The sequence below is a fragment of the Pseudomonas sp. EA_35y_Pfl2_R111 genome (assembly GCF_963970955.1).
Classification (GTDB): domain Bacteria; phylum Pseudomonadota; class Gammaproteobacteria; order Pseudomonadales; family Pseudomonadaceae; genus Aquipseudomonas.
Map to the genome: position 1 here is coordinate 148,965 of NZ_CAXAOM010000005.1, position 26,921 is coordinate 175,885.

Below are 26,921 nucleotides of genomic sequence, written 5' to 3' on the forward strand. Positions count from 1 at the left end.
ACGGCTGACAGGCTCAGCAAACTCAATCCATGAAACGTCCTGTTACGAGCCACGGAGTTTGCCACAGCCTGGGGGTCTTCGTCCGCTCAGCACGTCAGGACAACCGCAACAAGCTGTTGGCTATTGAGGCAAAGATGCTCACAACGTGGCGCAAGACACATCCCGCTAGGCCGCGCGCACTGGTGCTTGCGCGGCATCACCCGTCCGGGTGATGGATGATTGTCGGACAATCTATATGCTCGCCTTTCCCTAATAACAAGAAAGGTTTCCGTCATGCGCAAGCTGCTTCTATTGCTGGTGCTGAGTTTTACCTCCCTAAGCCAGGCCGCCGTGGGCGTGTTCCCCGACAGCACCTTCCAAAATCTCGACCACGGCCTGTACTGGTTCGGTTACGGCGACAGCTGGCAGAAGGCCGTACCCGGCCAGAGCAACGCCTATTACGTGGCCAGCAAACCGACCCTGATCTACATCCACGGCTGGCAGAACGGCGCCACCCAGAAGAAGAACCGCGAAACCTTCAACCGCAAGGATGCCGGCGGCCCGGACCTGGACCTGGCCCACGCCTGGCTCGCAGCCGGTTACAACGTCGGCGTGCTGTACTGGAACCAGTTTGCCGATGAAGGCGAAGTGAAGGATGCCGAAGCCAAGATCTGGACCGCCAGCGGCCCGCGCGCCATGCGCTGGCGCAACAGCAGCGGCGCTTACGCCACAGGCCCAAGCCAATCCGCCAGCGACCTGCTGTTCAACAGCTACAAAGCCAATCTCGCTGGCTACAGCGGCAGCAATATCCGTATTGCCGGGCACTCACTGGGCAACCAGATGGCCATCGTGCTGACCAAGAAAATCAGCGATGCCGTCACTGCCGGCACGGTTAACAGCAAGCTGCTGCCCAAGCGCGTCGCTCTGCTCGATCCCTTCTATTCCAACAACGCGAAAAGCTTCCTGGGCAACAAGTGGGTCGGCGAAGTGTGCCGCACCTATGTCAGCGAGCTGAAAACCAAGGGCGTAATCTTCGAGGTCTACCGCACCTCTGGGGCCAGCAGCACCGGCTTTATCGGCGACAGCAACACCGGGCTGATGAACATGACCGCCTTCAGCGAGCTCAAGCCCTGGTACTTCGGCGCCACGCAACTGACCGAGAAGCACAATGCCGCCGTGTGGCACTACCTGTGGTCGTTCAGCAGCAACCCACCGCTGATTACCGGCACCAGCAACCAGGCCGCTTCGGCGAAAACCAGCGACAGCCGCATCACCACCTTGATGAATGGCAGCAAGAAACTGGTACACGACCAGGGCGCCTACACCAAGGAGCCGTCCGACGATAACTTCAAGGAAGCTAACCGCTGATAGCGCCGGTCCTGCCTTCGCGGGCAGGACCGCTGCATTTGCATATCTGCCCTGCGACTTAAGGCAGCTTGACTATCCAGTCACAGCATGAAAAAACAGAGGCACGCAGGCTCTGCCCTGCACTCTCCCGCTTCTGGATACCTGCTTTATGGCGCTGCATACCTGGCTGATCTTTCTTACCGCAGTATTTGGCCTGTCGCTGACGCCTGGCCCCAACGGCCTGCTCGCGCTTAGCCATGGCGCCTTGTACGGCCATCGCAAAACCCTGTTTACCGTCAGCGGCGGAGTGCTTGGTTTTACCCTGCTGATGGCCTTGTCGATGCTCGGTATCGGCACCTTGCTGCAAGCCTCGGCGCAGGCTTTGACCATTCTCAAATGGCTTGGCGGTGCCTACCTGATCTGGCTCGGCATTCAACTCTGGCGCGCGCCGCCTCTGCACCTCGCGATGGCCGAGAAAGCCACCGAGACCAGCGGCTTCAAGCTGTTTCGCCAAGGACTGCTGTCGGCGCTGTCCAACCCCAAGGTAATCCTGTTTTTCGGCGCGTTTCTGCCGCAGTTTCTCGACCCGCGCGGCGACCTCTGGCTGCAGTTCGCCATCATGGCACTGACCTTTGCCGTGGTCGAAGGAGGTGTTGAATACCTCCTGGCGCGCATGGCTCATCGCGTGCGGCCCTGGTTGCAACGCACTGGCAAAGGCTTCAATCGCTGCTGCGGCGGGCTGTTTGCACTGATGGGCGCAGCCCTGCCGATGACCCGCTGAACTGCGTACACCGCAAAGGATCTGCCCTGGTGCCCAAGCTGTTGCCCGCCCTGTTGTTGCTCGTCCTGAGCGGCGCTTCATTCGCCGCAGAGCGGGCACTGCGCTTCTCGATCAACGACAGCTGGGCCATGCCCATGGTGCGTATCGAAGACGGCAAGGCAGTGGAAGGCATTCTGGTCGACCTGCAACAGCGCATGGCCGCCAAGGTTGGGCGCAAAGCCGAGCTGGTGGTGATACCGCGCATGCGCGTGCAGCATGCGCTGGATACCGGCGAGATCGATGTGCGCTGCTACGTCAGCCCGAATTGGGTCAACAGCGGCCACTACCGCTATATCTGGAGCCTGCCCTTTATGACTCAACGCGATGTGCTGGTAGGCGTTAAACCCGAACAACTGGCGCCCGAGCAACTGCTCAATGTGCGCCTGGGCACCGTGTTGGGCTTCACCTACCCGCGCCTGGAACCGCTGTTCGCCAGCGGGCAGATCCAACGCGAAGACGCCCGCACCCAGGATCAGGTACTGCTCAAACTCAGCGCCCGGCGCTACCGTTACGCCATCAGCAACGAACTCTCGCTGCACTGGTTCAACCGCCACCAAGCACCCGGGCAGAAGCTGCACAGCCTCAGCGAAGTGGCTGCCGACCCCATCGCCTGCATCGTCCGCGACGCCCCGGATGTGCCGACCATGGCCCTGCTGCGCGCCATGGTGCAGATGAAACAGGCTGGCGAATTCGACGAAATGCTCGCCCGCTACCGCTGAAATACAACTCAACCGAGCGTTATAAGGCTGGACTCACCAGTGCGCGGCTTGCCTGCGTAATTGCACACAACTGATCAGTCAGTTGCGCTTGTGCTGACCAACGATTGTGTTTGATCTGACCAGCAGGCTGTATCGCTTGACTGGCAGAAAGCGGCCACAAGCGGTCATCTGCTGTCTACAAAATCCGTGGCGATTCAGTTCTTCGACAGTGGGCATGTCAGGCGCGTTGTGCTCAGCGAGAGTCCTGATATGTGCAGTGAGCAGAACCCGAAGCAGGAGTAGTAGTTACGCCTGGGCTGTCTGAAGAGGGCCTGGCCAGAACTTGTCCCGACTACGAGGTCGACTTGGGGGTAGCGTCTTAACCAGTGTTTCGATGGCGTAGTTCTGCCGAATTACAGGCTTGCATCTGTTTGGTCTGTATCGCGTATTCCTGCACCCGCCGGTTTGACAGCAAAAGCGCCCGTAGGCGCCTTGCTTGGTTTAGAACTCCTGCACCGTCGGGCGCAGTACGATCTCGTTGATGTCGACATCGGCAGGCTGCTCGATGGCGAAGGCGATAGCGCGAGCCACCGACTCGGCAGGAATGGCCTGCTGGTAGAAGTCGACCACGAAATCGCGGCTGGCCTGGTGGGAACTGCCGAACTTGAGCTCGGAATCCACGGCACCCGGCTCGATGGTGGTGGTCCGAATACGACCGCCAACCTCATGGCGCAGCCCCTCGGAAATGGCGCGGACCGCAAACTTGGTACCGCTGTAGACCGTACCACCTGGGCTGAATACCTTCAGGCCGGCGACCGAGGCGATATTGATGAAATGACCGCTGTTTTGCTGTTGGAACACCGGCAGCGCGGCCGCAACCCCATACAACAATCCCTTGATGTTGATGTCGATCATGCGGTCCCACTCGTCCACACTCCCCTCGCTCAGGGGCGCGATAGCCATCAGGCCGGCGTTGTTGACCAGCACGTCGAGGCGGCCGAAGGTGTCCACCGCGCCCTGGATCAGCGCCTTGACATCATCCTGGGAGGTGACATCGGTCTGGTAGGCAACCGCCTGGCCACCTGCGGCCACCAGCTCCGTTACCAGGGCATCCAGTTTGTCCTTGCGCCGCGCCGCCAGGACCACACGTGCCCCTTTAGCTGCCAGATGGCGGGCCGTTGCCTCGCCCAAACCGCTGCTGGCGCCAGTGATGATTACAACTTTTCCGGAAATGTTGTTGCTCATGCTGCGTACCTCATCGTGACTGGTTGGATGGCGCCGGGAGATGTTCCAGGCCTGCGAGCACAGTAGATCCGCAGCAAATCTCAATAAATGGAAATGTTTGGATTAAGCTATTCCTAATTCGGGAATAGAAGGGGGGTAACCCCATGCTCAATCGCATGGAGATGGTCAGGATCTTCTGCGCCGCTGCCGAGTCCGGCAGTTTTCGCGAAGCCGCCACACGGCTGGGCATTTCTCCGCAGGGGGTCACGCGCGCCGTTCAGGCGCTGGAAGCTGAGTTGGGCGAGCCGCTGTTCCACCGCAATACCCGTCAGGTGCACATCACTGCCTTTGGCCAGGGCTATGCGCAGGAAGCCCGCTCGGCCCTCGAGCACTTCGATGCACTGTTTCGCTCACACCGCAGTGAACCCGAGCTTTCAGGCCGTATCGGGATCACCGCACCGCAAACTATTGGCCGACACTATCTGATTCCGTTTCTGCAGCCGCTGATGGCAGCTCATCCAGACCTGCAGTTCCACTTGCGGTTGGAAGATCAGATGACTGATTCGGTGGAGGCTCAGATCGACATCGGTATCCGGGTTGGCTTGATACGCGACCGTCGCTACGTTGCTAAGGCACTGGCACCCGTTCCCATGCATGTGGTTGCCAGCCCGGAACTGATCGACCGGACCGGCGTGCCGCGCTCGATTCAGGTGCTGGACGCCTGTCCCGTGTCGGCGTTGATCGACCAGCGCAATGGCAGACCCTGGCCGTGGCTGTTTGCCGACGGCCAGAGCTTCAGCCCCCGGCAACCGGTGCTGATCTGCGACGACGCCGATACCGAGTTGGAGGCAGTTCTGTCCGGCGCGTGCTTTGGCCAGATCCCGTCCTACTTGGCCAGCCCCTTCGTCCGCAGCGGCAGGCTGGTAAGGGTGCTGGACGACCTTGCGCCGCCACCCTGGGACCTGTTCATCTACCGCCCACAGCAGGGGCCCGTACCACGTCGAGTGCGCCTAGTGTTCGATCATCTGACTGACGCATTTCGGGACTCGCAACGTTTTCCTTGCGGCTGAGTTACAGCTGGAGTTGGATCAGCTCAATTGATGTTGGCCGCGTGGTGTGATGTCTTGGCCTCGAATGCACGCAGCCGCGCCAGCAGGTGGTCAGCGATCCATAACGGTCTGCCACTATGGGTCGCTAGGCTATTGATTCAATGAGGCAATAGCCGCGTTTATTTACCGCACCATTTACAACCTGCTAGTAACGCTTTGAGTGCAATACAACAGCCGTTATGCGTGCCAGTATTTTCTTACGACTTGAAAGCGAAAACGCTGAAAAGCTGTTCTCAATGGCGCTTTATGCAGAGGAAGGTGAGAGAGTCACGCAGCTCGCCAGTGTCGGCGCGGGAAAACAAAAAACAGCCGAGGCGAGTTTTTCAAGACCATTCCGACATCCTATCGGCAGCCATCCAGGCCATGGTCGATCATTCATGATCCTGAGCGCGTCCTGTGCTTCAGTTGATATATCTAGAATAGGCTCGACGGCTAAGGCCTAACTGCAACCAATGCTCGCGCTGTAAACGCTGCCGCTAAATCGGTTTCTCATGGCAGCCGACGCCATGGACCTGAAACACGTTCTTGGTTAAGTCGCCCCCAATGCGCATAAGCTTCATGTGTGGACTCCCTCTCGCTGTTAACTGTGGTTCGCACCTTCAGTCTGGCGCTCAGATGTCGAGGCGAGGGGGAGCCCATCCCATTGCTTTTGGCCGGAAGCTGCCTGTTGCGAGCGCCAGCTAACCTTGACTAATTTCCTGTGAAAAGTTTGGAGGCACGACAGTTGCCTCTCTGGCACGCTAGACAAGATGCTATGAATGTAAGCGGATATATCTTTCGGTGATGGGGTCTGATCAGAGAGCTCAGCCATGGCCATTAGCTGTTCCGTATAGATCATCCCTCATCAGCTTCGGCGGCTTGCCATAGGCACGTAGAAACGCCTGACGCATGCGCTCACGATCGCCGAAACCAGTCTCGCGTGCGATCACTTCTACTGGATGACGGCTCGTCTCCATCATCACGCGCGCGGCCTCTAATCGGAGGCTTTCGATTGCTTTCGCCGGCGTTTTCCCGGTTTCCTCGCGGAACACCCGGCTGAACTGACGAGGGCTTAGTCGCGCGACATCTGCCAGTGCCTCGACCGAGAGATCGCTACGCAGATTTTCGCGCGCATAGGCCATGGCCAGCTGCACGCGGTCGGATTTCGGATCTATCTCCAGCAGCGCCGAGAGCTGTGATTGCTCGGCTCCTCTGCGCTGGGCGATTACCAGTTTGCGGGCCACGCGGCGGGCCAGGTCAGGGCCCAGGTCGTTCTCTACCATTGCCAGGGCCAGATCCACCCCGGCACTCATGCCTGCCCCCGTCCAGATCTGCCCGTCGACCACGAACAGCCGATCATCATCGATTCTGACGGTGGGATGACGTTTCTTGAACTCGGGCACGTGCAACCAATGAGTCGTGGCTCGTTTGCCCTCCAACAGGCCGGCTTCGGCGAGTACGAAGACACCTGTACACAGTGATGCAATACGCCGCGATTGTTCGCTGGCAATCGACAGACATGTCAGCAGCTCGGGACTGGGTTCACCCAACTCCAGGTAGCCGCTGACGATGATGGTGTCATAGCCAGCTAGGCCGAGAGCCTCGGTATTGACCGAGAAGCCCTGAGACGACACCACGGTTCCACCTGCCTCCGATACCAGAGTGAATCCGTAGACCGGTGCGCCATGCAGAAGGTTGGCGCACTCGAAAACGGAACCGACCGACAGGCTCAGCGCTTGGAATTGCGGGTAGACCACTAATGCCACGGTATGCATCGATCACTTCCTTTCTGCGGGCATTCACTGATTGTCGGAGGGCTAGGTGGTTTGCGCAATCGGCTTGTCGTGCATGTCCGAAATCCTTGCGGATATGACATTGCTGCTGTCAGTGGCGATTCCTAACATGGCCCCAACGAACTAGACGACTGGTCTACTGAGACAGGCAGCCATGACAACCAATGAGAGCAACCAGACCCGGCAGCGCATTTTCAACGCCGCCCAATCGATCATCTCCCGCAAAGGTTTTTCTGCTGTTGGGCTGAATGAGGTGCTGAATGCCGCGGGCGTGCCGAAGGGTTCCTTCTACCACTACTTCGCTTCGAAGGACGCTTTCGGCACGGCGCTGCTGGAGCACTACTTCGAGACCTATTTCGCTGACATGGATCGTATTTTTCAGAACCCAGCAACCAGCGCCCATGACGCGCTGATGCGTTATTGGCAACTGTGGATCTCCAACCAGACCAGTCAGGTCGAGTGCGGTAAATGCCTGGCCGTGAAGTTGGGTGCCGAAGTCGCCGATCTCTCCGAATCGATGCGATTGGCACTTCAGCGCGGTACCGCGCAGATCGTCGAGCGGCTGGAGGCTGCGATCAGCAAAGGAGTGGAGGATGGCACGGTAACGATCGTTACTACGCCTGCTCAGTTGGCACTGAGGCTCTATGCGATGTGGTTGGGGGCCAGTGTGATGACCAAGATCGCCCGTACCCACCATACGTTCGAAGAGGTCCTGCTGCAGACACGAAGTCTTCTTGATAACCAGTGAACCCATGGCCGGCAAAGGTCGGTCGAAACCAATGCAATGCTCAATACGAGGCAATGATCATGAAAGTTCTTATGGTACTGACATCCCATGACAAGCTGGGTAACACCGGCAAGAAAACCGGCTTCTGGCTGGAAGAGTTCGCCGCCCCGTACTACGTCTTTAAGGACGCAGGCGCTGATATCGTGCTGGCATCGCCAGCAGGTGGCCACCCCCCTCTGGATCCCAAGAGTGATCTGCCGGACTTCCAGACCGAGACGACCCACCGTTTCGCTGCTGATCCGGCCGCGCAGCAGGCCCTGGCCAGCACGGTGAAGCTCAGTGAGGTGAAGGCTGAGGATTTCGACACGGTGTTCTACCCGGGCGGCCATGGCCCTCTGTGGGATCTGGCAGAGTCGGACATCTCCATCGCTCTGATCGAAAACTTCGAGCGCGCCGGTAAGCCAATCGGTTTCGTCTGCCATGCTCCGGGCGTGCTGCGCCACGTCAAGGCTGCGAATGGCGAGCCGCTGATCAAGGGCCGCCGGGTGACTGGTTTCACCAACAGCGAAGAAGCGGCTGTAGAGCTGACCGACGTGGTGCCTTTCCTCATCGAGGACGAGTTCCAGGCACTTGGCGCACGCTATGAGAAAGCTGGCGACTGGCAGCCTTTCATTGTCGTCGATGGACGCTTGGTCACTGGTCAGAACCCTGCTAGTTCCGAGTCTGCTGCCAACGCTTTGCTCAAGCTGCTGGCTTGATTCGCGATATCTGCCGGGTTCAGACGAACCCGTGCAGGCAATGGGCGGGCGTGCTTTGCACCCGCTCTGAGCGCCTTCGCGAACGCTACCGCACAACAACACCGCAGTAGTAGTTGCCGTTGATCAAGAAGTAACGCCTGAGCGGCCTCTCGAGCAGAGGGGCCGCACTCCCACTCATCAAGCCCATTGGGCGCCAGGCGCGCCCATTCGCGCCCGTGCGCCTGTCGATAAGTGCAGGCGCCTGCACAGAGGACAGGAATCATGAAACACGCCGCGCTGTTTACCCCCATCGACATGGGACGCATCACCCTCAAGAACCGCATCGTGCTGCCACCGTTGACTCGTCAGCGCAGCGCCCAGCCAGGCGATATCGCGACTGATCTGATGGCCACTTATTACCGCCAGCGTGCCGGTGCCGGTTTCATGGTCAGTGAGGGCACCCAGATCGAACCGCGTGGCCAGGGTTATGCCTGGACGCCCGGTATCTACAGCCAGGCTCAGATTGATGGCTGGCGCAAGGTGACCGAAGCGGTACATGCCGAAGGTGGAGTGATCTTCGCCCAGCTCTGGCACGTCGGTCGCGTTTCCCATAACGCGCTTCAGCCTGACGGGCAGGCGCCCGTGGCGCCATCCGCCATTCAGGCGCAGAAGGTCAAGGCGTTCATTCAGACCGGCCCTGGTGTCGGCGAGCTGGTTCAGCCGTCGCTTCCACGCGCACTGGAGCTGGCTGAAATCCGCGATCTGGTGGGGCAGTACGCCCAGGCGGCACGCAATGCCATCGACGCCGGTTTCGATGGCGTGGAAATTCACGCCGCTAACGGTTATCTGGTCAACCAGTTCATCTCCGCACATTCCAACCAGCGCGATGATGCTTACGGTGGCTCGCTGGAGAACCGTCTGCGCTTTCTGCGCGAGATCGTGGATGCCGTGGCCGCTGCCGTAGGCGCGGATCGCCTTGGTGTGCGCTTCACCACGTTGTTCACCGGCACCGATCAGGACCGGGTGTACATCGGTCTGGTCGAAGAAGACCCGCACACCACTTATATCGAAGCCATCAAGGTGCTGGAGGCAGCAGGTGTGGCCTATGTGTCGATCGCCGAGGCGGACTGGGACAACGCGCCGGATCTGCCCGAGAGCTTCCGCCGTGACGTACGCGCGAACTTCAGCGGGAAGATTCTCTACGCCGGTCGTTATACCGCCGAGCGTGGTGAGCGGCTGATCGAGGCCGGGCTGGCCGACCTGATCGCATTCGGTCGTCCCTTCATCGCCAACCCCGATCTACCCGAACGCATCGCCAATGGCTGGCCGCTCAACCCGCTGGATCCTGCCACTGTCTACGGTGGCGCGGAGAAGGGCCTGACGGACTACCCGACCTACTCGGACTGACGTTCACATCTGGCGGCGTGGCCTCGACGCGAATGGACGGGGACACGCCTGCGTAACTGCTCACTGCGTAGGAAGTCTTCGTCATGTCTGTCAAATCCGTACCGATCAAGCGCGATGTCACGCCAGGCCTGGCGTATCCGGTCTCGGCTGGCAGCGAGGTCCGTGCTCCGTCAGCCGCAGCAGTGGTCGTGTGTATCCTGCTCGTCGCGCTCACGCTGCGCCCAGGCATCGTTTCCATGGGGCCATTGCTGACGTCCATAATCAATGAACTGGGATTGACACATACCCAGGCTTCGCTGTTGACCACGATTCCAACCTTGCTGATGGGATTGCTGGCATTGCCCACACCCTGGCTGGCGCATCGATTTGGGCGTGACCGGATCATCCTGCTGGCGCTGATCGTGCTGGGCGCCGCGATCATCTTGCGTGCGATGGCTGGTTCCATTGGGCAGTTGTTTGCCAGTACTGCGGCAGTGGGGGCGGGTATCGCGGTCGCCGGAACGCTGTTTTCCAGTTACGTGAAGGCGCGCTCGCCGAATCGTATCGCGTTGTTCATGGGTATTTATGCAACGGCCATCGGTCTGGGCAGCACAGTTGCTGCGGTGGCGACCGGGCCGATCGATCAGTTAATTGGTGATTGGCGTTGGGCGGGCGGTTTCTGGGTACTGCCGGCACTGCTGGCGATCATGGCCTGGGTGGGCATCGAGCATCGGAGCCTGAGAGCGCCGGTATCTACCTCTTCGACCCAGATGCCCAGGATGCCGCTGCGCAATCCCACGGCCTGGCTGATCGCACTGTTTTTCGCCTGCAACAACCTGGTGTTCTACGCCCTGGTTGCCTGGTTGGCACCGATGTATATCGAGCGTGGCGAGAGCGCCAGCTCGGCAGGCTTGATCCTGGCCAGTTATACCCTGGGGTTCATGCTCGCCAACCCGGTGTTTGGCTTGCTCAGCCGCAGCGATGATCGACGTCTGTTGCTTGCTGCGAGCTCCAGCATCGCCTTGCTGGGCAGCCTGGCGATGGCCGTTGCGCCTGATGCCATGCCACTGGTGACTGCTGCGATTGCGGCTTTTGGTACCGGAGGTGCCTTTACCTTGGGTATGACCTTACCGCTGGACAATGCTTCGACACCTGAGGAGGCTGGCGCCTGGACTGCCTTTGTGATGTTGCAGAGTTATCTGGTCGGCGCTGCCGGTCCGCTACTCATGGGATACCTGCGTGACAGTGAGGGTCACTTCCAGTCGGCCTTGTGGCTGTTGGTGGCAGTAGGGGGGCTTATGTTGATGGTGACCCCGTTCTTGCAGCCTTACCGTAATCGCAGGCTGAAGGGGTGTTGCTGTGGCTGAGGTTTCTGACAGCAGTGATCTCTTGTCATTCCGTGCAGCACAAGCCGAGGCGCTGTGAAGAAAGGCGATAGTTTTTACTCGGCACTATTCAAAGTCTTTTGCAGCGCGTTTTTCGTCAGATTGTGAACCCGACGAAGCTCAAATATAACTCTCACATAGTAGCGATCAGCTCTCAGCTACTGATCGAGCTTCTGGCGTTCTGCCTCGGAAGCGAGTGTCTGCTCCTGGCCGACTGCTGCCAGTTGCAAGAGGCTGTAATCGACCAAAATCAGCCGCCGTCATTGGCCTGCCCATTCCATACCTGCAACGGTCGCGCCGCGCCACTCAGCAGCCAACCACTGCGCCCACCCACCAAGGTGCTGACCGCATGCGCACGGCCAAATGGATTGTGCCGGGCCAGCAGCAGAACGCTGTCGCGCAGCCAAGCCAGGCTGCGGCTGTGAGATTGGAACAGCGGGGTAAGCAGGCGGCTGGCCTGGCGGTAGTAGCGCAAGTGGTCACGCCGGCTGCTGGCGTAGGCGGCGAAAACGGCTGACCAGTCGCAGTCGCTCGGTGTGCTCTGCCCGGTAACCGCAGCGGATAAAGCCGCCGCATCAACCAGCGCCATATTCGCGCCCTGGCCCAGTTGCGGGCTCATGGCGTGGGCGCAGTCGCCGATGGCGATTACCCGGCCATCGTGCCAGCGCTGCATGCGCACATCGGCGTACACCGCCTGGCTCAGCTGCTCTGGACACTCGATCAGTTCAACAAAGGGCTCGGCAGCGCTGCCGGCCAGTTGCAGCACCTGGGCTTTCCAGGCGGCCAAGCCGGCTTCGCGCCAAGCGCCAAACTGCGCCACCGGCAGGCTCCAGAACAGGCTGCTTAGGGCCTGCTCGCGGTTCAGGTGAGTACGCCCGGTGGGCATGATGCCGAACATCTGCGCGCAGTCCCGATACCACTGGCGCAGGTCCGTGGCATCCGGTGCGTTTGGCGACGAAGCCGGAGTCGGCACAATGCTCCACAGCGCGCCCCAGGGGTAAGGCTGCAGCCACTGTTTGACCTGCATCTGCCCGCGCAGGGCCGAGCGCACGCCGTCGGCCAGCACCAGCGCAGCGAACTCGCCGAATGGCTGCTCGACACGCTGTTCGTCCTGACGATACAGCTGCACATGGCTGGCGTGCTGGGTGAAACGGCTGATATGCACGCCGGTTTCGATCTGCACGCCGGCCTGCCGCGCCGCGTTGAGCAAAGCCGTGAGCAATACGCTGCGGTGAATGCCCATGCCGAAGCTGCCGGCCTGCCAATGCGCGTAACGGGTATCGAGAATCACCCGGCCATTGCCCGAGGTGCCGTACAAGCGGCTGACCGCAGCCCCCAGGCCGCTGCACTCGGCAAACAGCCCCAGTTGCTGCAACACCGCCAGCCCCGAAGGTTGCAACAACACCCCGGCACCCACCGGCTGCAGCTCCGCTACACGCTCCAACAGGCGCACGCTAAAACCCTGGCGGGCGAGGAACAGCGCCGCGGCCAACCCCGCCGTACCGGCCCCAACAATGGCAATCGGCAATCCCTTCACGATCCGTCTCCGGTATTAAACCGGGCGGATTCTACGCCTCTGCCAGATAAACGTAGCCAGACCGATCACAGGATGAACAGCGTCAAAGGAACATACCGCCCGAAGCTTCAATCCGCTGCCCGGTGATCCAGCGGCCGCCGTCGCTCAGTAGCATGGCAATCGCCCCGCCGATATCGTCCGGCAGGCCGACCCGGCCCAGGGCGGTATTGGCGGCGATAAAGGCGTTGACCTCGCTGTTGTCGCGCACCACGCCACCACCGAAGTCGGTCTCGATGGCGCCGGGGGCCAGCACATTGACGCTGATACCACGCGGTCCCAGCTCCTTGGCCAGGTAGCGCGTCCACACTTCGATGCCCCCTTTCATCGCCGCATAGGCGGCATAACCCGGCAAGCTGAATCGCGCCAGACCGGTGGAGATGTTGACGATGCGGCCCTGCTCGGCGATCAGCGGCAACAGCTGCTGAGTGAGGAAGAACGGCCCCTTGAGCTGGATATTCACCAGCTGATCGAACTGCGCCTCGCTGGTTTCAACGAAGCTGGCGTGGATGCCGATGCCGGCGTTGTTGATCAGAAAATCGAAATCGCCGCGACCGAATGTGCTCTGCAAGCCCTCAGTAACAGCGGCGGCAAACGCAGCAAAGCTGCTGCTCTGGCTGACATCCAGTTGCAGCATCAGTGCACGTGCGCCGAGCTGTTCGATCTCGGTCGCCAAGCTCTGCGCATCAGCCGCCTGGCTGTGATAAGTGCCGATGATGTCGATGCCCTGCGCTGCCAGGTGCAGGGCCGTGTTGCGCCCCAGGCCGCGGCTGGCGCCAGTGATCAGTGCGATTTTACGGGTCATATGCGTGCTCCCTTTAGTTGACGAGTACTGCAGTGGTTGAAATCAGTGAGCACAGGTTATTGCTCGCGTTAAGCTGGATAAACTCAGCAAAATTGAAAACACTGATCATCAACCACGAACAATCCAGTGGAGCGCCTGCCCATGAACACCCTGGAACTGCTGCGCACCTTTGTCCGTGTCAGCGAGCTGGCTAGTTTTACCCAGGCGGCCGACAGCCTTGGGTTGCCTAGGTCAAGCGTGTCGCAGCAGGTCCAGAGCCTGGAGGCCCTGCTCGGTACGCGCCTGCTGCACCGCACCACACGCAAAGTACAACCGACTCAGGACGGTCTGGTGCTGTATGAACGCAGCAAGGACATGCTGGCCAATATGGAGGAGCTGGAAGGCTTGTTCCGCCAGGACGGCGCGCAGCTTAGCGGTCGCCTGCGCATTGATATGCCCACCGGCGTGGCGCGGCGCTTGGTGGCACCGCGTCTGGGCGAATTTATCGCGCAGCACCCAGGTATCGAACTGGAGATCAGCAGCAGTGATCGGCGCGTCGATCTGGTGCGCGAAGGCTTCGACTGCGTGCTGCGCATCGGTGTGGTCAACGAGCCCAACCTGATCGTACGACCGCTCGGCCAATTGCCCATGGTCAACTGCGCCAGCAGCGCCTACCTGGCGCGCTACGGCACGCCGCAGAGCCTTGATGACCTGGCCCAGCATCGGCTCATCCACTACGTGCCGGTGCTCGGCAGTCGCTCAGACGGTTTCGAATACCTGGCCGGCGGCGCGCTGCAGCAACTGCCGATGGTGGGGAATGTCACGGTCAATAACATCGATGCCTATGAAGGCGCGTGCCTGGGCGGCCTGGGGATTATTCAGGCGCCGCTGATCGGCGTCAGCGAGTTGCTGGCCAGCGGGCATCTGCACAGCCTGTTGCCGGATTATCTGCCACCGCCCATGCCACTCAGCTTGCTCTACGCCCAGCGCCGTCATCAGCCGCAGCGGGTGCGGGCATTTATGCAGTGGTTGGAGGCGTTGCTGGCCGAGCACACCGGCGCCTGAGAGCAGGCACCGGTAAGCGACGCGTTACTGGTTAAGCGGCAGGATGTCAAAGCCCTTGCGGTTATCGCTGACGATGCGGAAATTCTGCTGCGAACCCGGCTCAACCTTCACCGCCAGTTCACGACGCAGGCGGCCCATGCCGCACAAGGTGTCGTCCATCTCATCAATACCAATGCTCAGCACCCGCGTGCCGGTTGGTACCTGGAAACGCACCTGCTCACCCACGCCGATGCGCGCGGCCACCTTACGGTCGACCAGTACAGCGACATAGCAGCCGCCGCCCATGCCGCCGACATCACGATTGACCTGCAACTCTCCACCCTGCCCCAGCGGCTCCTGATAGCCCAACAAACGGTCCGCCGGCACGGGTTTGACATCCTCTGGCGCGGGCTTCCAGGACGAACAGCCGGCCAACAGCAACAGCGGTAAAACGGCACAAATCAATCGCATGGGAGCCCTCCATGGGCGCAGAAAACAGTAAAGAAAACCGCAAAACGGCTTGAGTATTGCCTCTGACGCGGCCGGCCTCAAGTGCAGACTGATGCGCCGCCGCAACCAGGCTTTTATCAACCCGCGATGCGCTTGAGCAGACGCGCCTGCAATGCTGCCAACTCTTCCGGCTCGGCCTTACCGCCGGCGTGCACGCTGAGCTTTTCGCCGACGTAGCGCGGCACGATATGCATATGAATATGGAATACCGTCTGCCCAGCCGGCGCGCCATTGAATTGCGCCACCTGCACCCCGGCTGGCTCCAGCTCGTCGATGATCACGCCCGTGAGCTTCTGCACCACGGCCATCACCTTGTTCAGGCTGTCGCCATCGATCTCCAGAATATTGCGCGCCGCCGAGCGCTTGGGGATTACCAAGGTATGACCGAAGGACTGCGGAAACACATCGAGGAAGGCCAGCACATCCTCATCCTCATACAACTTGTAGCAAGGGGCCTCGCCGCGGATGATCTGGGCAAAGATATTCTGGTTGTCGTATTCGCCGTGCAGGCTCATCGGGGGTTCTCCAGTGCGCGAGGGTTGAGATGGCCCCAACCATACCGATTTCTGCGCGCGGGGAAAAATCTGCAACCTGACCAAATGGCCAATCACCGTTATCCTGAGCCTTTCCGCCACCTCATTCGGAGCGTCCATGTCAGCCCTTACCGCTTACCCAATTACGCAAAAATGGCCCGCCCAGCACCCCGAGCGCCTGCAGCTGTATTCGCTGCCCACGCCAAACGGCGTCAAGGCCTCGATCATGCTCGAAGAGATCGGCCTGGCCTATGAGCCGCACCTGGTCAGCTTCGACAGCAACGATCAGCTCAGCGAAGAATTCCTCTCGCTCAACCCCAACAACAAGATCCCGGCGATCCTCGACCCCAACGGCCCAGGCGGCAAACCGCTGGCGTTGTTCGAGTCCGGAGCGATTCTGATCTACCTGGCGGAAAAGACCGGCCAGCTATTAGCCCAGGACCCCGCCACCCGCTATGAAACCCTGCAGTGGCTGATGTGGCAGATGGGCGGCATCGGCCCGATGTTCGGCCAGCTCGGCTTCTTCCATAAATTCGCCGGTAAGGACTACCCGGACAAACGTCCGCTCGACCGCTACGTAGCCGAATCCCAGCGCCTGCTCGGCGTACTCGACCAACGCCTGCAAGGCCGTAGCTGGATCATGGGCGAGGACTACAGCATCGCCGATATCGCCGTATTGCCCTGGGTACGAAACCTGGTGGGCTTCTACGAGGCCAGCGAGCTGGTGGAGTTCGAGCGCTTCAGCAATGTGCAGCGGGTGCTGCAAGCCTTTGTCGCTCGACCAGCGGTGATCAAGGGATTGGCCACGCCAGCGCGCGGTTAGAAGAACCGCCAGCAACCGATTCAATGCGTACCCAACAGCGTCACGAGAACTGATATGAACAACGCTCTTCAACAGCCAGCGGTGACAGCATGATCGAGGTAACCGAGCTTTCCATCGCCGAACTGCGCACCGCGCTCGAAGCCGGCCAGACCACGGCGGTCGAACTGGTGCAGGCCTACCTCGCCCGTATCGATACCTACAACGGCGCCGACACATCGACTCAACTCAACGCAGTCGTCGTGCCTAACCTTGAAGCACTGAAGGAAGCAGAAGCATCCGACGCACGCCGCGCCCGTGGTGAGACGCTCGGTCCGCTCGACGGCATCCCCTATACCGCCAAGGACAGCTACCTGGTCAAGGGCCTGACCGCCGCCTCCGGCAGCCCGGCCTTCAAGGACTTGGTTGCCCATCGCGATGCCTTTACCGTCGAGCGTCTGCGCGGCGCCGGGGCCATCTGCCTGGGCAAAACCAATATGCCGCCCATGGCCAACGGCGGCATGCAGCGCGGCGTCTATGGCCGGGCGGAAAGCCCGTACAACGCGGCCTACCTTACTGCGCCCTTCGCCTCGGGCTCATCCAACGGCGCCGGCACGGCCACTGCCGCCAGTTTTGCCGCTTTTGGTCTGGCTGAAGAAACCTGGTCCAGCGGTCGCGGCCCAGCCTCGAATAATGGCCTGTGTGCCTACACGCCGTCGCGCGGGGTGATTTCGGTGCGCGGCAACTGGCCGCTGACGCCGACCATGGACGTGGTGGTGCCCTATGCGCGAACCATGGCCGATCTGCTCGAAGTGCTCGACATCGTGGTCGCCGATGACCCGGACAACCGTGGTGACCTCTGGCGTCTGCAGCCCTGGGTCGCGATCCCGAAGGCCTCCGACGTGCGTCCAGCGGCCTATGCCGACCTGGCCGCCACGGCCGATGCCCTGGCCGGCAAACGCTTTGGTGTACCGCGTATGTTTATCAACAAGGATGACGCCGCCGGCACCAGCGAAAACCCAGGCATTGGCGGCCCGACTGGCCAACGCATCAAGACCCGGCCTTCGGTAATCGTTCTGTGGGAAGCCGCACGTAAGGCGCTGGAAGCCGCCGGCGCCGAAGTGATCGAAGTGGACTTCCCGCTGGTCTCCAACTGCGAAGGCGACCGTCCCGGCGCGCCGACCGTTTACAACCGTGGCATTGTCACGCCAGAGTTTTTGCATGACGAGCTGTGGGAGCTGAGCGGCTGGGCCTTTGACGACTTTCTGCGCGCCAATGGCGACCCAAAGCTGAACAAGCTGGCCGACGTCGACGGCCCGCAGATATTCCCCCACGACCCCGGTACCCTGCCCAACCGCGAAGGCGACCTGGCCGCAGGCATGGATGAATACGTCAACATGGCCAAGCGCGGCCTGAAGAACTGGGAGCAGATCGAAACCCTGCCCGACGGCCTGCGCGGCCTGGAACACACCCGCAAGCTCGACCTGGAAGACTGGATGGATAACCTCGGCCTCGACGCCGTACTGTTCCCCACCGTCGCCGACGTCGGCCCGGCGGATGCCGACGTCAATCCAGCGTCTGCGGATATCGCCTGGAGCAACGGCGTCTGGGTGGCCAACGGCAACCTCGCCATCCGCCACCTGGGCGTGCCCACCGTCACCGTGCCGATGGGCGTGATGGCCGATATCGGCATGCCCATCGGCCTGACCTTCGCCGGCCGCGCCTACGACGACTCCGCCCTGCTGCGCTTTGCCGCCGCCTTCGAGTCAACCGGCTCGAAGCGCTTAGTACCGCCACGTACGCCGCCACTGTCGCGCGGGTGAAAGCAAAACGGGATTGGCGCGCAAGGCGTCAATCCCGTCGCTGTATCTCTGTTAATGTGCACCCGTTGTGCGGAATCAAAGCAGCACAGCCAACCAGGCAGAAAGTAGCAGCCCACATGCCAGTATCTGGTTCAGACGCCTAAGCGCTTGGGGCGAACCCAGCGCCCGCGCACTGCCCACACCGAGCAACGCCCACAGTGTCATGCACGGCACGGAAACCAGCAGGAACACCAGCGAGAGAAGTGCAACCTGCAGACGCTTATCGCCCTCGCCAACAAAAACGCTGACCACTGCCACCGCCATCATCCAGACCTTGGGGTTAACCGCCTGCAGGGCGGCAGCACTGGCCACACTTATGCGCTGTTCGCGGGGTACTGCCGCGTCAGGAGATGGCGGCGTGCTGTCGTAAATCTGCCAGGCCAGCCAACTCAGCCATAGCACGCCGAGCCACGTCATGGCCTGCTGCACCCACGCCAATTGAAGCAGCGTTTCACCCACACCAAGGCCGACGGCCAGCACGATAGAAGCCGCCGCAACACAGGCGCCCAGAATGATCGGCAGCGTGGCACCCAGCCCATGACGCGAGCAGTAGCTCAACACCAGAATATTGGTCGGTCCCGGGGTAATCGAGGCCATAAAGGCAAAGAGCATAAAGGGCAGCAACGATTCCATGGCTCAGCCCCCCACGAGGCGCAACGAGACAGGGAAAGCGAGCGGTGATAAAGGCATGGCATGGACTCCTGAGTGTCAAAAGAAGGTCCATGGTTGCAAGTCGGCAGGAGTCAGTCTGGAAGGTTTGAGCAACGCTTGCGGTAATCCGCTGGCGTGAGTTGATAGGCGCGGCGAAACCAGCGACCCAGATGGCTTTGATCAGCGAATCCAAGCGCACTGGCCACCACAGCCGGCAACTCGCCCTGGGCCAACAACTGACGCGCCTTGGCCAGACGCAGCTGGATCAGATAAGCGTGAGGGGCCAGGCCAAAGGCCCCCTTGAACGCGCGGGTCAAACGAAAGCGGTCAACCGCACAGACGTGTGCTAGATCATCCAGTCCCACGTCCTCGTAGACATGTGCATGCAGGTAATCACGCGCAACCTGGGCCACCAACGGCAGACGCGGATCACGGGCGTGGCGTTTGCGCCAATCGAGGTGGTCAGTAAGCGAGTCGAGCAAGGTGTCGAGGGCACTCTGGCGCACGATCCGCAAATCCCCTTCATGAAATGCCCGGAAAGCTTGATTGATGGCCGTGGACAGCCGCGCATCTTGGCTCAGGGTGGCGGCAAAGCCCAGCTGGCTATTGGCCGGCGCGTGCTCAAACAGCCCGTGCAGTTCCCTTTCCACCCAGCGCGGTTCGAGGTACAGCATGGCGTAGGTAAAACCCTCTTCGGTGGGCGCATGCCCATCGTGGATCTCCCCTGGCTCCAGCATAAACACCTTGCCCGGCGTACTGAGATGGCGCACACGCCGGCAATTGAATTGCTGCACGCCATGCTCCGTAACCCCGACCAGAAAACTGTCATGCCAATGCGGATCGTAGGCATGGCCCTGAAAATGGGCACGAATGGATTCAATCCCGGTATCGGCATCCTGGGACAGTTCAATCCAGTTGCGTGTTTCCACGAATGACTCCAGAGGTAGCAATTCAGGCTGATCTCACACGCGACTAAATTACTGCGTTATGCGAACCCACGTTTAGAAGATTTGTGCAGGCCCCGCGGCTTCCATTGGTGGCTTAAGCCAACGTTGGCCCGGCGGATGCGGACGTGAATCCTGTGTCTGCGGATATCGCCTGGAGCAACGGCGTATGGATATCAAACGGTAACCTGGTCATCCGCCACCTCGGCGTGCCCGTAGCCTGACCTTCGCCGGCCGCGCCTACGATGATTCCGCCCTGCTGCGCTTTGCCGCCGCCTTCGAGTCGACAGACTCGAAACGCCTGACGCCGCCACCCACCCCGCCGCTTTCGCGCGGTTAACGCCGCACACAATAAAGCCTCTCATGTGAGCGGCTTTATTGTGTGCACTCAGGTCAACGGCTCGCTGTGCGAACCGAGATGGCTTAGGCCACGCAAACTGAGTGAAACGATAGCCGGCGCGCTATCAGCTGGCGCGCTGTTTAGAGATTTGAAATCGAAGAAATAGATTGTCACTGGCTGAAAAAACGGCCAACAGCTGCCGGTCATGAAGAGCGGAAATTGATCCAAAGCGGTCATTGTCCAACGTTTGGTTAAGGGGCGGGCTTTAGCCCGTCCCAGTGAGCGAAGCGAACGATTTGAACCACTAGTTAGGGCGGTCGAATTTGAGCCACACGGCGTAAAACACTAGTGCTCCGATTAGGCCGTGCAGCGCAAAAAATAACACGCTCTCGCCATAAGTCAGCCAAGCATAAATTGTTGGAGCACCGTTGAGATATGTTTCGACGTATGTGCCATGCCAGTTCTGCCCGGCTGAATAGCCTTCAAGCTGTTGCGGCCAAGAGAATGCGGCCGGCAAGGCCCCCAGAAAAGCGCCGGAGAGTGAAGTTGAAACCCATGTCAAATGGTTGAAGCGCTGAAGAATTAGGAAGGTAGGAATTCCTAGAAGAAGCACAGCTGCAGCCGCCACCACTACAACTGCTAAGAACATAAAGCCGATGCCATGGAGCGGGCCAGACGAGGAGACTAAATCTGGCGCTAAACGCGCAATAAGTACAAGCGGCTGAACTAACACTGCAACTAGTGCGGCAATCCAAATATTCATATAGCCCTAACGTTTGGTTAAGGGGCGGGCTTTAGCCCGTCCCAGTGAGCGAAGCGAACGGTTTGAACCAGTAGTTAGGGTTCAGCATTGCACACTAAACCGCTTTTAGCTCATCTGTCTCTTCTCTAGGTGCATCGCCTGGGAAGAGAGTTTCAATTATTTTGTTGGTGCGTATGAATATGACTTGCCAGCTAAATGGTGCAGTACCAGAGGGAAGCAATTCCTCTAATTTTTCTTGCAGCTCGTTTCTGAGCTTAATTATGTCACTGCTTGGCGCAGTGTCATTTACTTTAATGGTTAATCCTAGTTCGTTAAAGTACCCAGCAAAATGACTTTCGACAGCAAGCACGAACGGTCTAGCCGCAATAGCCTTGGTTTCAGAGTAAGCAGCCTCTTCCAGAGATATGTGGCCTACTTGCCTTTGCTTCTGTTTGGACTGACGCTTGCTCATGTGTGAGCCCTAACGATTAAGCTAAGGGGCCGGCTTTAGCCGGTCCCAGTGAGCGAAGCGAACGATTTGAGCGCATTGTTATGCGCAACTCAACTTGGTGATTGCCGCTTTAAGGGACTCAGTTATGGTCCTCATTTTCTGCACATCAAGTCGGATTTCCTCACCGTGCCCGAACCATTTGAATACCTTTAATTTATTAAAGTCTTCATAGCCACGACCTAGGTAATGGATTATTGCGTGGCGATAATGACGTAGGTCACCAAGTTCATCGACTTTAAGGTCGTCAGGTTTTTTGTCTAGGTGTTTAGCAATTAGACTTCGGTAGCGATGTTCCCAGAAACTATAAATTGTGACCAATGCCATTCGTGCCGCCCATTGCTCATTATGGCCACCTGGCCAATTTCTGTATTTATAGTCGCGGACGGTAATAGAGTGAGCAATTTCTGACGGTTCACCAATGGAATAAGTAAGTTGTTTTAAGTCAAGTTCATACCTTGCTTTGTCAAGATTACCTTCCAAGCCCTCAAGCGCTTCTTCATTCTGTCGTTGAATTTCTGATACGCCTAAGTGGAAGCCATAAGTGGCATCAAAGTAAACGCCGAAAAGCCTATCAATTATCTCAATGTATTCGTCTATAGGGTTCATGGTGTTGTGCATAACGTTTGGTTAAGGGGCGGGCTTTAGCCCGTCCCAGTGAGCGAAGCGAACGATTTGAACCACTTGTTAGGCGGCAGATTAGAAGGTGACATAAAGCCCTTTATTTAAGGCAGCAGCCTGCAAAAGGCCTGCTATAAATGGCTCCAGACTTTGATGCCCAACTTGTTGCAGTATCTGCAGCGACAGGCAAACTTCTTCTGGGCGCTGAAAATAGGCGCCCATTCTGCCTGGATCAAAAGCTGTCCCAGCCTCAGCCAATGAGGTTCCTAGCAGGGCAGCCTTCTCTAAGGCAGATAAGCTCTCTGAGAGAGCCCCCCACTCCTCAGACAGCCCAAAATCTTCAGTTGGTTGGTAATAGCGGGTTAACGCAAAGTCGCCAAGCTCCTGAACATCGCCGACGGATATCTGAGAACGCCAATTTTGAGGAAGTGGCTCTCCCTCATAAGGATCTTTAATTGCCCCAAGATGTATTTCAATAAATGCCACTAGAGGTTCAGTTTCATTTCGTTGAAGAGCAAGACGTAACGTTGGCAGCAGCTCGTGCTGAAATTTTAACCAATCAAAAATGAAAGCTTTGTGCGAGAAGCTCAAGTTTGTGCCTCCTGACGCCTAACGTTTGGTTAAGGGGCGGGCTTTAGCCCGTCCCGAGTGAGCGCAGCGAACGGCTTTGAACCAATTGTTAGAGGAATATCCTCTTGCCTAATTTCGATTGGCCCTGCAATTTTGATTTTTTCTAGCGCGTCATTCAGTAGTTCATTTCTTTTTATGGCAAAAACATCTTGAATGTAAATGCTGCTTAAACACTGGGTTAATGAACTCCAGATTACAGCTTTAGGTGTTTTTATTAGAAGGTTAACGCCTTCAATAATTTCGTTATTTGATGAAATTCTTTCTAGACGGAGGTTTAAGGCAGAATGGAGGCTTTTCTGTTTTTCTTTGGTTAGGCTTGAGAAATATTTTTCCAGAGAAAATGTTACATTCGACGCGTTGTGCACAAGCATATTCCTGAGCTCCGAGAGCTCGGATATAAATCGCCTTTCTGCTTTACTTAGCAGTTTGAGGGCCGAGATAAAGGCAGCTTTTCCACATTTTTTATTGCTCATATCGAGATGCGCAAATATGTCGCCGAGTTCGTACTTACCAAAGTAATGGCAAAGCATATCTGCACACGCGGATTCCAATAATGCGTGCGACTTGATGATGAGAGACCAATCATCTTCATTGATAAGGCTGTCGATGAATCCTTTAGGAAGGCCGAAAGCTTCCTCAAGAGCAGCAAGGTCATCGATGCCTTGTTTCATCGTCACGCGTAATTCCTCTAACGTTTGGTTAAGGGGCGGGCTTTAGCCCGTCCCAGTGAGCGAAGCGAGCGATTTGAACCACTAGTTAGGTTTCTGGTGCGCCGAAGCCATTGAAAAAGTCATAGTCCTTAAGTAGGAATTTATTTGGCGTAAACTCCATATATTCGTACTTCTTTGGATTATCATCTAGCTGTTTCGATTTTATTATTTTGCCTGTGAGAATGTTAAAGTCTCTTACTTCGCTGAGTTGCGGGTCTTCACAGTGCTGATAGTTAAATATTTTAAGACCAATAAGGCGCCAGGTTTTTTTGTAAAGCTTGAATTGATGCGTTGCGGCTTCAATGTCGCAAGCAGTTTTCGCATTGTTTTGAATAAAAATACTGCCGTTCTTTATCTCCATATTTTCCAGCCAGCAGCATCCCATACCTGCTATAGGTGATTCTCTTGATGAGACTGCGAGAGAATATTTTCCTGGCTTTTCTAGAATTAGAACATGTAATTGATTGTACCTTTCAAATTCGCGCGGTTTTGTTTTAACCACTATTGCTAAGTCTTTAAGATTGTCTCCATTTAAGTCGCCTTCTGCGACTAAGTAATGGGCGCTCGCATGAGGAATGGACTTTATAAACTCTTCTGCGTTTTTATAATTTTTAGAGCTTGCAAGCGTAAAATTGCACATCACAGTTAATATGAATATTGATGCTGCGCAGATGAGCTTCATGGCAGTAACCTAACGTTTGGTTAAGGGGCGGGCTTTAGCCCGTCCCAGTGAGCGCAGCGAACGGTTTGAACCAGTTGTTATGCGTGTCCTTTGAGGCGCGCTAAAAATTTATCGGTGGAGCGATGATTAGGAATTTTTGAGTAAAACCCAAGTGACTCGTTTTGAGGCATTATTTGAGCGTCGTGAATTAGGATGTTGATAAATTTTTGCGATTTTTCTAGAAGCAGCCTGACATTTGAAACGGTAATCTCTGCTTCTGTTGCCTGGAATCCAAGCATTTCTTCAAGACCAAAGTGACCGACGTGTTTGTTTCTGAATTTTTTTAAATTCATATTTTCTACGAGATTGAATATCTCATTTTTGAGAGCGATTGCGCTGGCGCTAAGCTTGCTTTCATTTTTTTCAATCAGGTTTTTAAGCGACATGTTCTCGTTGCCGCAGGTTCTGCTTGGGTCTGAAAATAGTGCGGCGCACCCGATTATAATATGGGTGCGTAAGGCGTTTTTTATTGAGTTGCCGATCTCGTGGAAATTATTAATTGTGATTTCTGCATTATTTTTTTCTGCAAATAGCCCCTCGTAAACATCAAGGGTAGTTTGAAGCTTCGCGATAACTGATACCATTTTCAGAATCTGTGGCATAAACCACCTTTCGCATAACGTTGGAATTAAGGCCGCGGCTGTAAGCCGTCGCGCCTTGAATGACTTGTTATGTGCGGCCAGCTACGGGAACAGCCGCACCTCTTAAATTCTTTGACCTTCAATGTGCCGGGATTCTGAAAGAGCAAAACCGCGGCCAAGATTAACCCTGAATAGTGGCGAAGCGGTAGCCGGAGCAACTGAAAAAACTACAGACTTTTATTAACTCGAAGCCCAACACGGATGGATTGTGCGCAAGACTCGAAAACAAGCGCCACATTAAAAAAGTGAATCTGGAGAAAAAGCACATAACGATTAAGCTAAGGGGCGGGCTTTAGCCCGTCCCAGTGAGCGCAGCGAACGGTTTGAACCAGTTGTTATACGGCACTCTTCAACTTATCCAATTCGTCAGCCCTCAGTATTTTTGGGGTTACTCGAGGTAAACCTGAAGAGTTAAAAAGAGGAGATTTTCTGTACCGTCCGGTGACGCGGTTCGTGACCACGATCCATATGAAGCGAACTAAAACCCCCAGAAGCCCACGTTGCTTTGGCTTCGCTTGGCCTAAGGCGGTGTCAGTATTTAAAACTGCAACGTCTGCTCCAAAGTCTTTATCCATTTGCTGGCGGTCAAGGCAGCTGTGAATAAGCCCAATGAATGCCGCTTTTCTGCTGGCCATAGTATTGCCAATAGGCGTTCCGCAACATGCTGCATACCAGCGGATCATACCGTTTTCGCTGAGGCGTACTGCCGATAGGAGATCTTCTCCTTGGCAGAAACTCACGCGCTGTTGAGCTACTTGGACGATCTCGGTTCCGCCTTGTTCGTCTAGCACAAAAGTAGCTTTACCAAGAAAATGTGCGAACGCTCGACAATCCGTGCAATAGCATATGAGACGATTACTGGTTCCAATGCTTTCGAGTTTGCCTTTAACGGCACCACACTTACATTGAATTGGATGCATAGATATCACCATTCCTTGGCCAGGTTACGATAAGCGCTGTGCTGTATAACGTTTGGTTAAGGGGCGGGCTTTAGCCCGTCCCAGTGAGCGGAGCGAACGGTTTGAACCACTAGTTAGGTGTGCGTTTACGCCGACCATATTTTTTCTGCAGACTTTTCCATTGCATGTGTTCGTGCCACCGTAACCAGAGGCAAATGGCAATAGCGATGGCGCAAGCCATTATGAAAGCAAGAAAGCCATACCAGTTAAACTGTACAAGCCAGAAAGTTCGATAAGTTTCTAGCCCTTTCCCAGCGATAACCATGTTGATGGCTGTATAGGTCATGTGAAATAGCCATAAGATGCCACCTAGGCCACAAATGGAAATGCCATATGTGATCAAGTTACTACTGGTGTTTGCCTGGCTAGGTTTCGCAGGTTCTTCCATGAGTGCACCTAACGTTTGGTTAAGGGGCGGGCTTTAGCCCGTCCCAGTGAGCGAAGCGAACGATTTGAACCAGTTGTTAGGTGCTTAAGTCGACATCATCCCAGGATACTTCACGATGTAATACCCATTCTAAAAAATGACGCCGTTGTTGAACTACTCCGGGGTGGAACGGAGCAGGATCGTTGCCTTCCAGCTGGCTACTACGTGCGTGCCAGTGAGAGCGATAAAATAAATCTAGTTTTTTATAGATTTCGTCGTGACTTCGTAGTTGGAATTTTCCATAGAACTCACTTGCGCTTTCATTGTTCCGAAGACTGGGGAGCCATGAGGCAAGTGAGTTTGATATTTCTTGAACTGGCAATAAGTCACTGGCCAAACCACCAGCCCAAGCTGCTGCCCACAGGCATTCAATTTGCCACTTGAGTTGGTTCTTAGTTTCTTCGTTTGGTTCGGCCTCACCCTCAATAATTTTTCTTTCTTCTAGGGTTAGTGAATCCATAAGATCGTTTTCGATCAGCCATTTACGTGCAATCGCTATCGGAGCACTGAACGCAATATTTACAAAAATATTAAGAACCAACGCTCGGGCCGCAACTTTTGCTGAGTCGCGCAGCGAAATATCTTCAAGGCCTAATGAGGGGAGCCAGTCGCAAGTTTTTCCGCCTTGCGACAATACATAAGTTTCAGACTCTATCTTGACTAGTGAAAGGTCTAGCAAGGTTGCACCTAACGTTTGGTTAAGGGGCGGGCTTTAGCCCGTCCCAGTGAGCGCAGCGA

The 26,921-nt window shown here is 57.1% G+C and carries 29 protein-coding genes and 1 pseudogene; 13 read left to right on the plus strand and 17 right to left on the minus strand.

The annotated features are described in order from the left end of the window. The first annotated feature begins 273 nt into the window (after positions 1 to 273). The 3 genes from AACY25_RS18360 to AACY25_RS18370 all read left to right on the plus strand — a co-directional run bounded on the left by AACY25_RS18360 (position 274) and on the right by AACY25_RS18370 (position 2,865). The gene (locus AACY25_RS18360; protein WP_339526531.1) at positions 274 to 1,347 is read left to right on the plus strand and encodes a hypothetical protein; all 1,074 of its coding nucleotides are present in this window, start codon (positions 274 to 276) and stop codon (positions 1,345 to 1,347) included. Positions 1,348 to 1,495: 148 nt separating this feature from the next. Continuing rightward, entirely contained in the window at positions 1,496 to 2,107 is a 612-nt protein-coding gene (locus AACY25_RS18365) for a LysE family translocator (RefSeq protein WP_339526532.1), read from the plus strand. Between the two features lie 29 nt (positions 2,108 to 2,136). Continuing rightward, positions 2,137 to 2,865 carry a substrate-binding periplasmic protein gene (locus AACY25_RS18370; protein ID WP_339526533.1) on the plus strand — a complete coding sequence of 243 codons (729 nt, stop codon included), beginning with the start codon at positions 2,137 to 2,139 and terminating at the stop codon, positions 2,863 to 2,865. Between the two features lie 480 nt (positions 2,866 to 3,345). Here the strand turns inward: AACY25_RS18370 and AACY25_RS18375 are convergent, their stop codons facing one another. Continuing rightward, the gene (locus tag AACY25_RS18375) at positions 3,346 to 4,089 is read right to left on the minus strand and encodes an SDR family oxidoreductase (RefSeq protein ID WP_339526535.1); all 744 of its coding nucleotides are present in this window, start codon (positions 4,087 to 4,089) and stop codon (positions 3,346 to 3,348) included. Positions 4,090 to 4,232: 143 nt separating this feature from the next. Here AACY25_RS18375 and AACY25_RS18380 point away from each other — a divergent pair, with 143 nt between their 5' ends. Both AACY25_RS18380 and AACY25_RS18385 read left to right on the plus strand, forming a co-directional pair. After that, positions 4,233 to 5,138 (plus strand): LysR family transcriptional regulator, encoded by a 906-nt coding sequence (locus AACY25_RS18380; protein ID WP_339526536.1) that lies wholly within the window; start codon positions 4,233 to 4,235, stop codon positions 5,136 to 5,138. A gap of 218 nt (positions 5,139 to 5,356) precedes the next feature. Continuing rightward, the gene (locus AACY25_RS18385) at positions 5,357 to 5,620 is read left to right on the plus strand and encodes a hypothetical protein (protein WP_339526537.1); all 264 of its coding nucleotides are present in this window, start codon (positions 5,357 to 5,359) and stop codon (positions 5,618 to 5,620) included. A 360-nt stretch (positions 5,621 to 5,980) separates the two neighbouring features. Here AACY25_RS18385 and AACY25_RS18390 read toward each other — a convergent pair whose 3' ends face one another. Continuing rightward, positions 5,981 to 6,931: a GlxA family transcriptional regulator gene (locus tag AACY25_RS18390; protein ID WP_339526538.1), complete on the minus strand. Its 951-nt coding sequence runs from the start codon at positions 6,929 to 6,931 to the stop codon at positions 5,981 to 5,983. A gap of 172 nt (positions 6,932 to 7,103) precedes the next feature. Between AACY25_RS18390 and AACY25_RS18395 the strand changes: the two genes are divergently transcribed. The 4 genes from AACY25_RS18395 (at position 7,104) to AACY25_RS18410 (ending at position 11,166) form a co-directional block, all read left to right on the plus strand. Beyond that, positions 7,104 to 7,697, plus strand: a complete 594-nt coding sequence (locus tag AACY25_RS18395) for a TetR/AcrR family transcriptional regulator (RefSeq protein WP_339526540.1) — start codon at positions 7,104 to 7,106, stop codon at positions 7,695 to 7,697. Positions 7,698 to 7,756: 59 nt separating this feature from the next. Continuing rightward, the gene (locus AACY25_RS18400; RefSeq protein WP_339526542.1) at positions 7,757 to 8,434 is read left to right on the plus strand and encodes a type 1 glutamine amidotransferase domain-containing protein; all 678 of its coding nucleotides are present in this window, start codon (positions 7,757 to 7,759) and stop codon (positions 8,432 to 8,434) included. A gap of 261 nt (positions 8,435 to 8,695) precedes the next feature. Continuing rightward, complete coding sequence (locus tag AACY25_RS18405; RefSeq protein ID WP_339526544.1) at positions 8,696 to 9,820, plus strand: alkene reductase; 1,125 nt, start codon at positions 8,696 to 8,698, stop codon at positions 9,818 to 9,820. Positions 9,821 to 9,903: 83 nt separating this feature from the next. Then, positions 9,904 to 11,166 (plus strand): MFS transporter, encoded by a 1,263-nt coding sequence (locus AACY25_RS18410; protein WP_339526546.1) that lies wholly within the window; start codon positions 9,904 to 9,906, stop codon positions 11,164 to 11,166. Between the two features lie 268 nt (positions 11,167 to 11,434). On the opposite strand, the gene AACY25_RS18415 is transcribed toward AACY25_RS18410, so the two are convergent. Continuing rightward, on the minus strand, positions 11,435 to 12,721 hold the full coding sequence (locus AACY25_RS18415; RefSeq protein WP_339526548.1) for an FAD-dependent oxidoreductase: 1,287 nt from the start codon (positions 12,719 to 12,721) through the stop codon (positions 11,435 to 11,437). An 82-nt stretch (positions 12,722 to 12,803) separates the two neighbouring features. After that, positions 12,804 to 13,562: an SDR family NAD(P)-dependent oxidoreductase gene (locus AACY25_RS18420; protein WP_339526550.1), complete on the minus strand. Its 759-nt coding sequence runs from the start codon at positions 13,560 to 13,562 to the stop codon at positions 12,804 to 12,806. A 141-nt stretch (positions 13,563 to 13,703) separates the two neighbouring features. Between AACY25_RS18420 and AACY25_RS18425 the strand changes: the two genes are divergently transcribed. After that, positions 13,704 to 14,606, plus strand: coding sequence for a LysR family transcriptional regulator (locus AACY25_RS18425; RefSeq protein ID WP_339526551.1), 903 nt, complete (start codon positions 13,704 to 13,706; stop codon positions 14,604 to 14,606). A gap of 24 nt (positions 14,607 to 14,630) precedes the next feature. On the opposite strand, the gene AACY25_RS18430 is transcribed toward AACY25_RS18425, so the two are convergent. Then, positions 14,631 to 15,056, minus strand: a complete 426-nt coding sequence (locus tag AACY25_RS18430; protein WP_339526553.1) for a 3-isopropylmalate dehydratase — start codon at positions 15,054 to 15,056, stop codon at positions 14,631 to 14,633. Between the two features lie 116 nt (positions 15,057 to 15,172). Then, on the minus strand, positions 15,173 to 15,610 hold the full coding sequence (locus AACY25_RS18435; protein ID WP_339526555.1) for an HIT family protein: 438 nt from the start codon (positions 15,608 to 15,610) through the stop codon (positions 15,173 to 15,175). Between the two features lie 136 nt (positions 15,611 to 15,746). Here AACY25_RS18435 and AACY25_RS18440 point away from each other — a divergent pair, with 136 nt between their 5' ends. After that, positions 15,747 to 16,451 (plus strand): glutathione S-transferase N-terminal domain-containing protein, encoded by a 705-nt coding sequence (locus tag AACY25_RS18440; RefSeq protein ID WP_339526557.1) that lies wholly within the window; start codon positions 15,747 to 15,749, stop codon positions 16,449 to 16,451. Between the two features lie 89 nt (positions 16,452 to 16,540). After that, entirely contained in the window at positions 16,541 to 18,250 is a 1,710-nt protein-coding gene (locus tag AACY25_RS18445) for an amidase (protein ID WP_339526562.1), read from the plus strand. Positions 18,251 to 18,325: 75 nt separating this feature from the next. Here AACY25_RS18445 and AACY25_RS18450 read toward each other — a convergent pair whose 3' ends face one another. Continuing rightward, complete coding sequence (locus AACY25_RS18450) at positions 18,326 to 18,922, minus strand: LysE family translocator (protein ID WP_339526564.1); 597 nt, start codon at positions 18,920 to 18,922, stop codon at positions 18,326 to 18,328. A 110-nt stretch (positions 18,923 to 19,032) separates the two neighbouring features. Beyond that, complete coding sequence (locus AACY25_RS18455) at positions 19,033 to 19,869, minus strand: AraC family transcriptional regulator (RefSeq protein ID WP_339526566.1); 837 nt, start codon at positions 19,867 to 19,869, stop codon at positions 19,033 to 19,035. Positions 19,870 to 19,985: 116 nt separating this feature from the next. Between AACY25_RS18455 and AACY25_RS18460 the strand changes: the two are divergent. Then, positions 19,986 to 20,224: pseudogene (locus tag AACY25_RS18460) on the plus strand (amidase); the annotation flags it as partial. Between the two features lie 304 nt (positions 20,225 to 20,528). Here the strand turns inward: AACY25_RS18460 and AACY25_RS18465 are convergent. From AACY25_RS18465 to AACY25_RS18505, 9 genes are all read right to left on the minus strand, one after another. After that, positions 20,529 to 20,987: a hypothetical protein gene (locus AACY25_RS18465; protein WP_339526567.1), complete on the minus strand. Its 459-nt coding sequence runs from the start codon at positions 20,985 to 20,987 to the stop codon at positions 20,529 to 20,531. 94 nt (positions 20,988 to 21,081) lie between these two features. After that, a complete protein-coding gene (locus AACY25_RS18470) occupies positions 21,082 to 21,438 on the minus strand; it encodes a hypothetical protein (protein ID WP_339526569.1) in 357 nt (118 codons plus the stop codon). A 78-nt stretch (positions 21,439 to 21,516) separates the two neighbouring features. Next, on the minus strand, positions 21,517 to 22,083 hold the full coding sequence (locus AACY25_RS18475) for a hypothetical protein (protein ID WP_339526571.1): 567 nt from the start codon (positions 22,081 to 22,083) through the stop codon (positions 21,517 to 21,519). A 90-nt stretch (positions 22,084 to 22,173) separates the two neighbouring features. Beyond that, a complete protein-coding gene (locus AACY25_RS18480; RefSeq protein WP_339526573.1) occupies positions 22,174 to 22,686 on the minus strand; it encodes a hypothetical protein in 513 nt (170 codons plus the stop codon). 29 nt (positions 22,687 to 22,715) lie between these two features. Continuing rightward, complete coding sequence (locus tag AACY25_RS18485) at positions 22,716 to 23,402, minus strand: hypothetical protein (protein WP_339526575.1); 687 nt, start codon at positions 23,400 to 23,402, stop codon at positions 22,716 to 22,718. Positions 23,403 to 23,481: 79 nt separating this feature from the next. Continuing rightward, positions 23,482 to 24,117, minus strand: a complete 636-nt coding sequence (locus tag AACY25_RS18490) for a hypothetical protein (protein ID WP_339526576.1) — start codon at positions 24,115 to 24,117, stop codon at positions 23,482 to 23,484. A gap of 77 nt (positions 24,118 to 24,194) precedes the next feature. Beyond that, positions 24,195 to 24,758: an AbiU2 domain-containing protein gene (locus AACY25_RS18495; RefSeq protein WP_339526578.1), complete on the minus strand. Its 564-nt coding sequence runs from the start codon at positions 24,756 to 24,758 to the stop codon at positions 24,195 to 24,197. A gap of 374 nt (positions 24,759 to 25,132) precedes the next feature. Continuing rightward, positions 25,133 to 25,717, minus strand: a complete 585-nt coding sequence (locus AACY25_RS18500) for a DUF6151 family protein (protein ID WP_339526579.1) — start codon at positions 25,715 to 25,717, stop codon at positions 25,133 to 25,135. Between the two features lie 503 nt (positions 25,718 to 26,220). Next, positions 26,221 to 26,862 (minus strand): DUF4272 domain-containing protein, encoded by a 642-nt coding sequence (locus AACY25_RS18505; RefSeq protein WP_339526581.1) that lies wholly within the window; start codon positions 26,860 to 26,862, stop codon positions 26,221 to 26,223. Positions 26,863 to 26,921 lie beyond the last annotated feature (59 nt).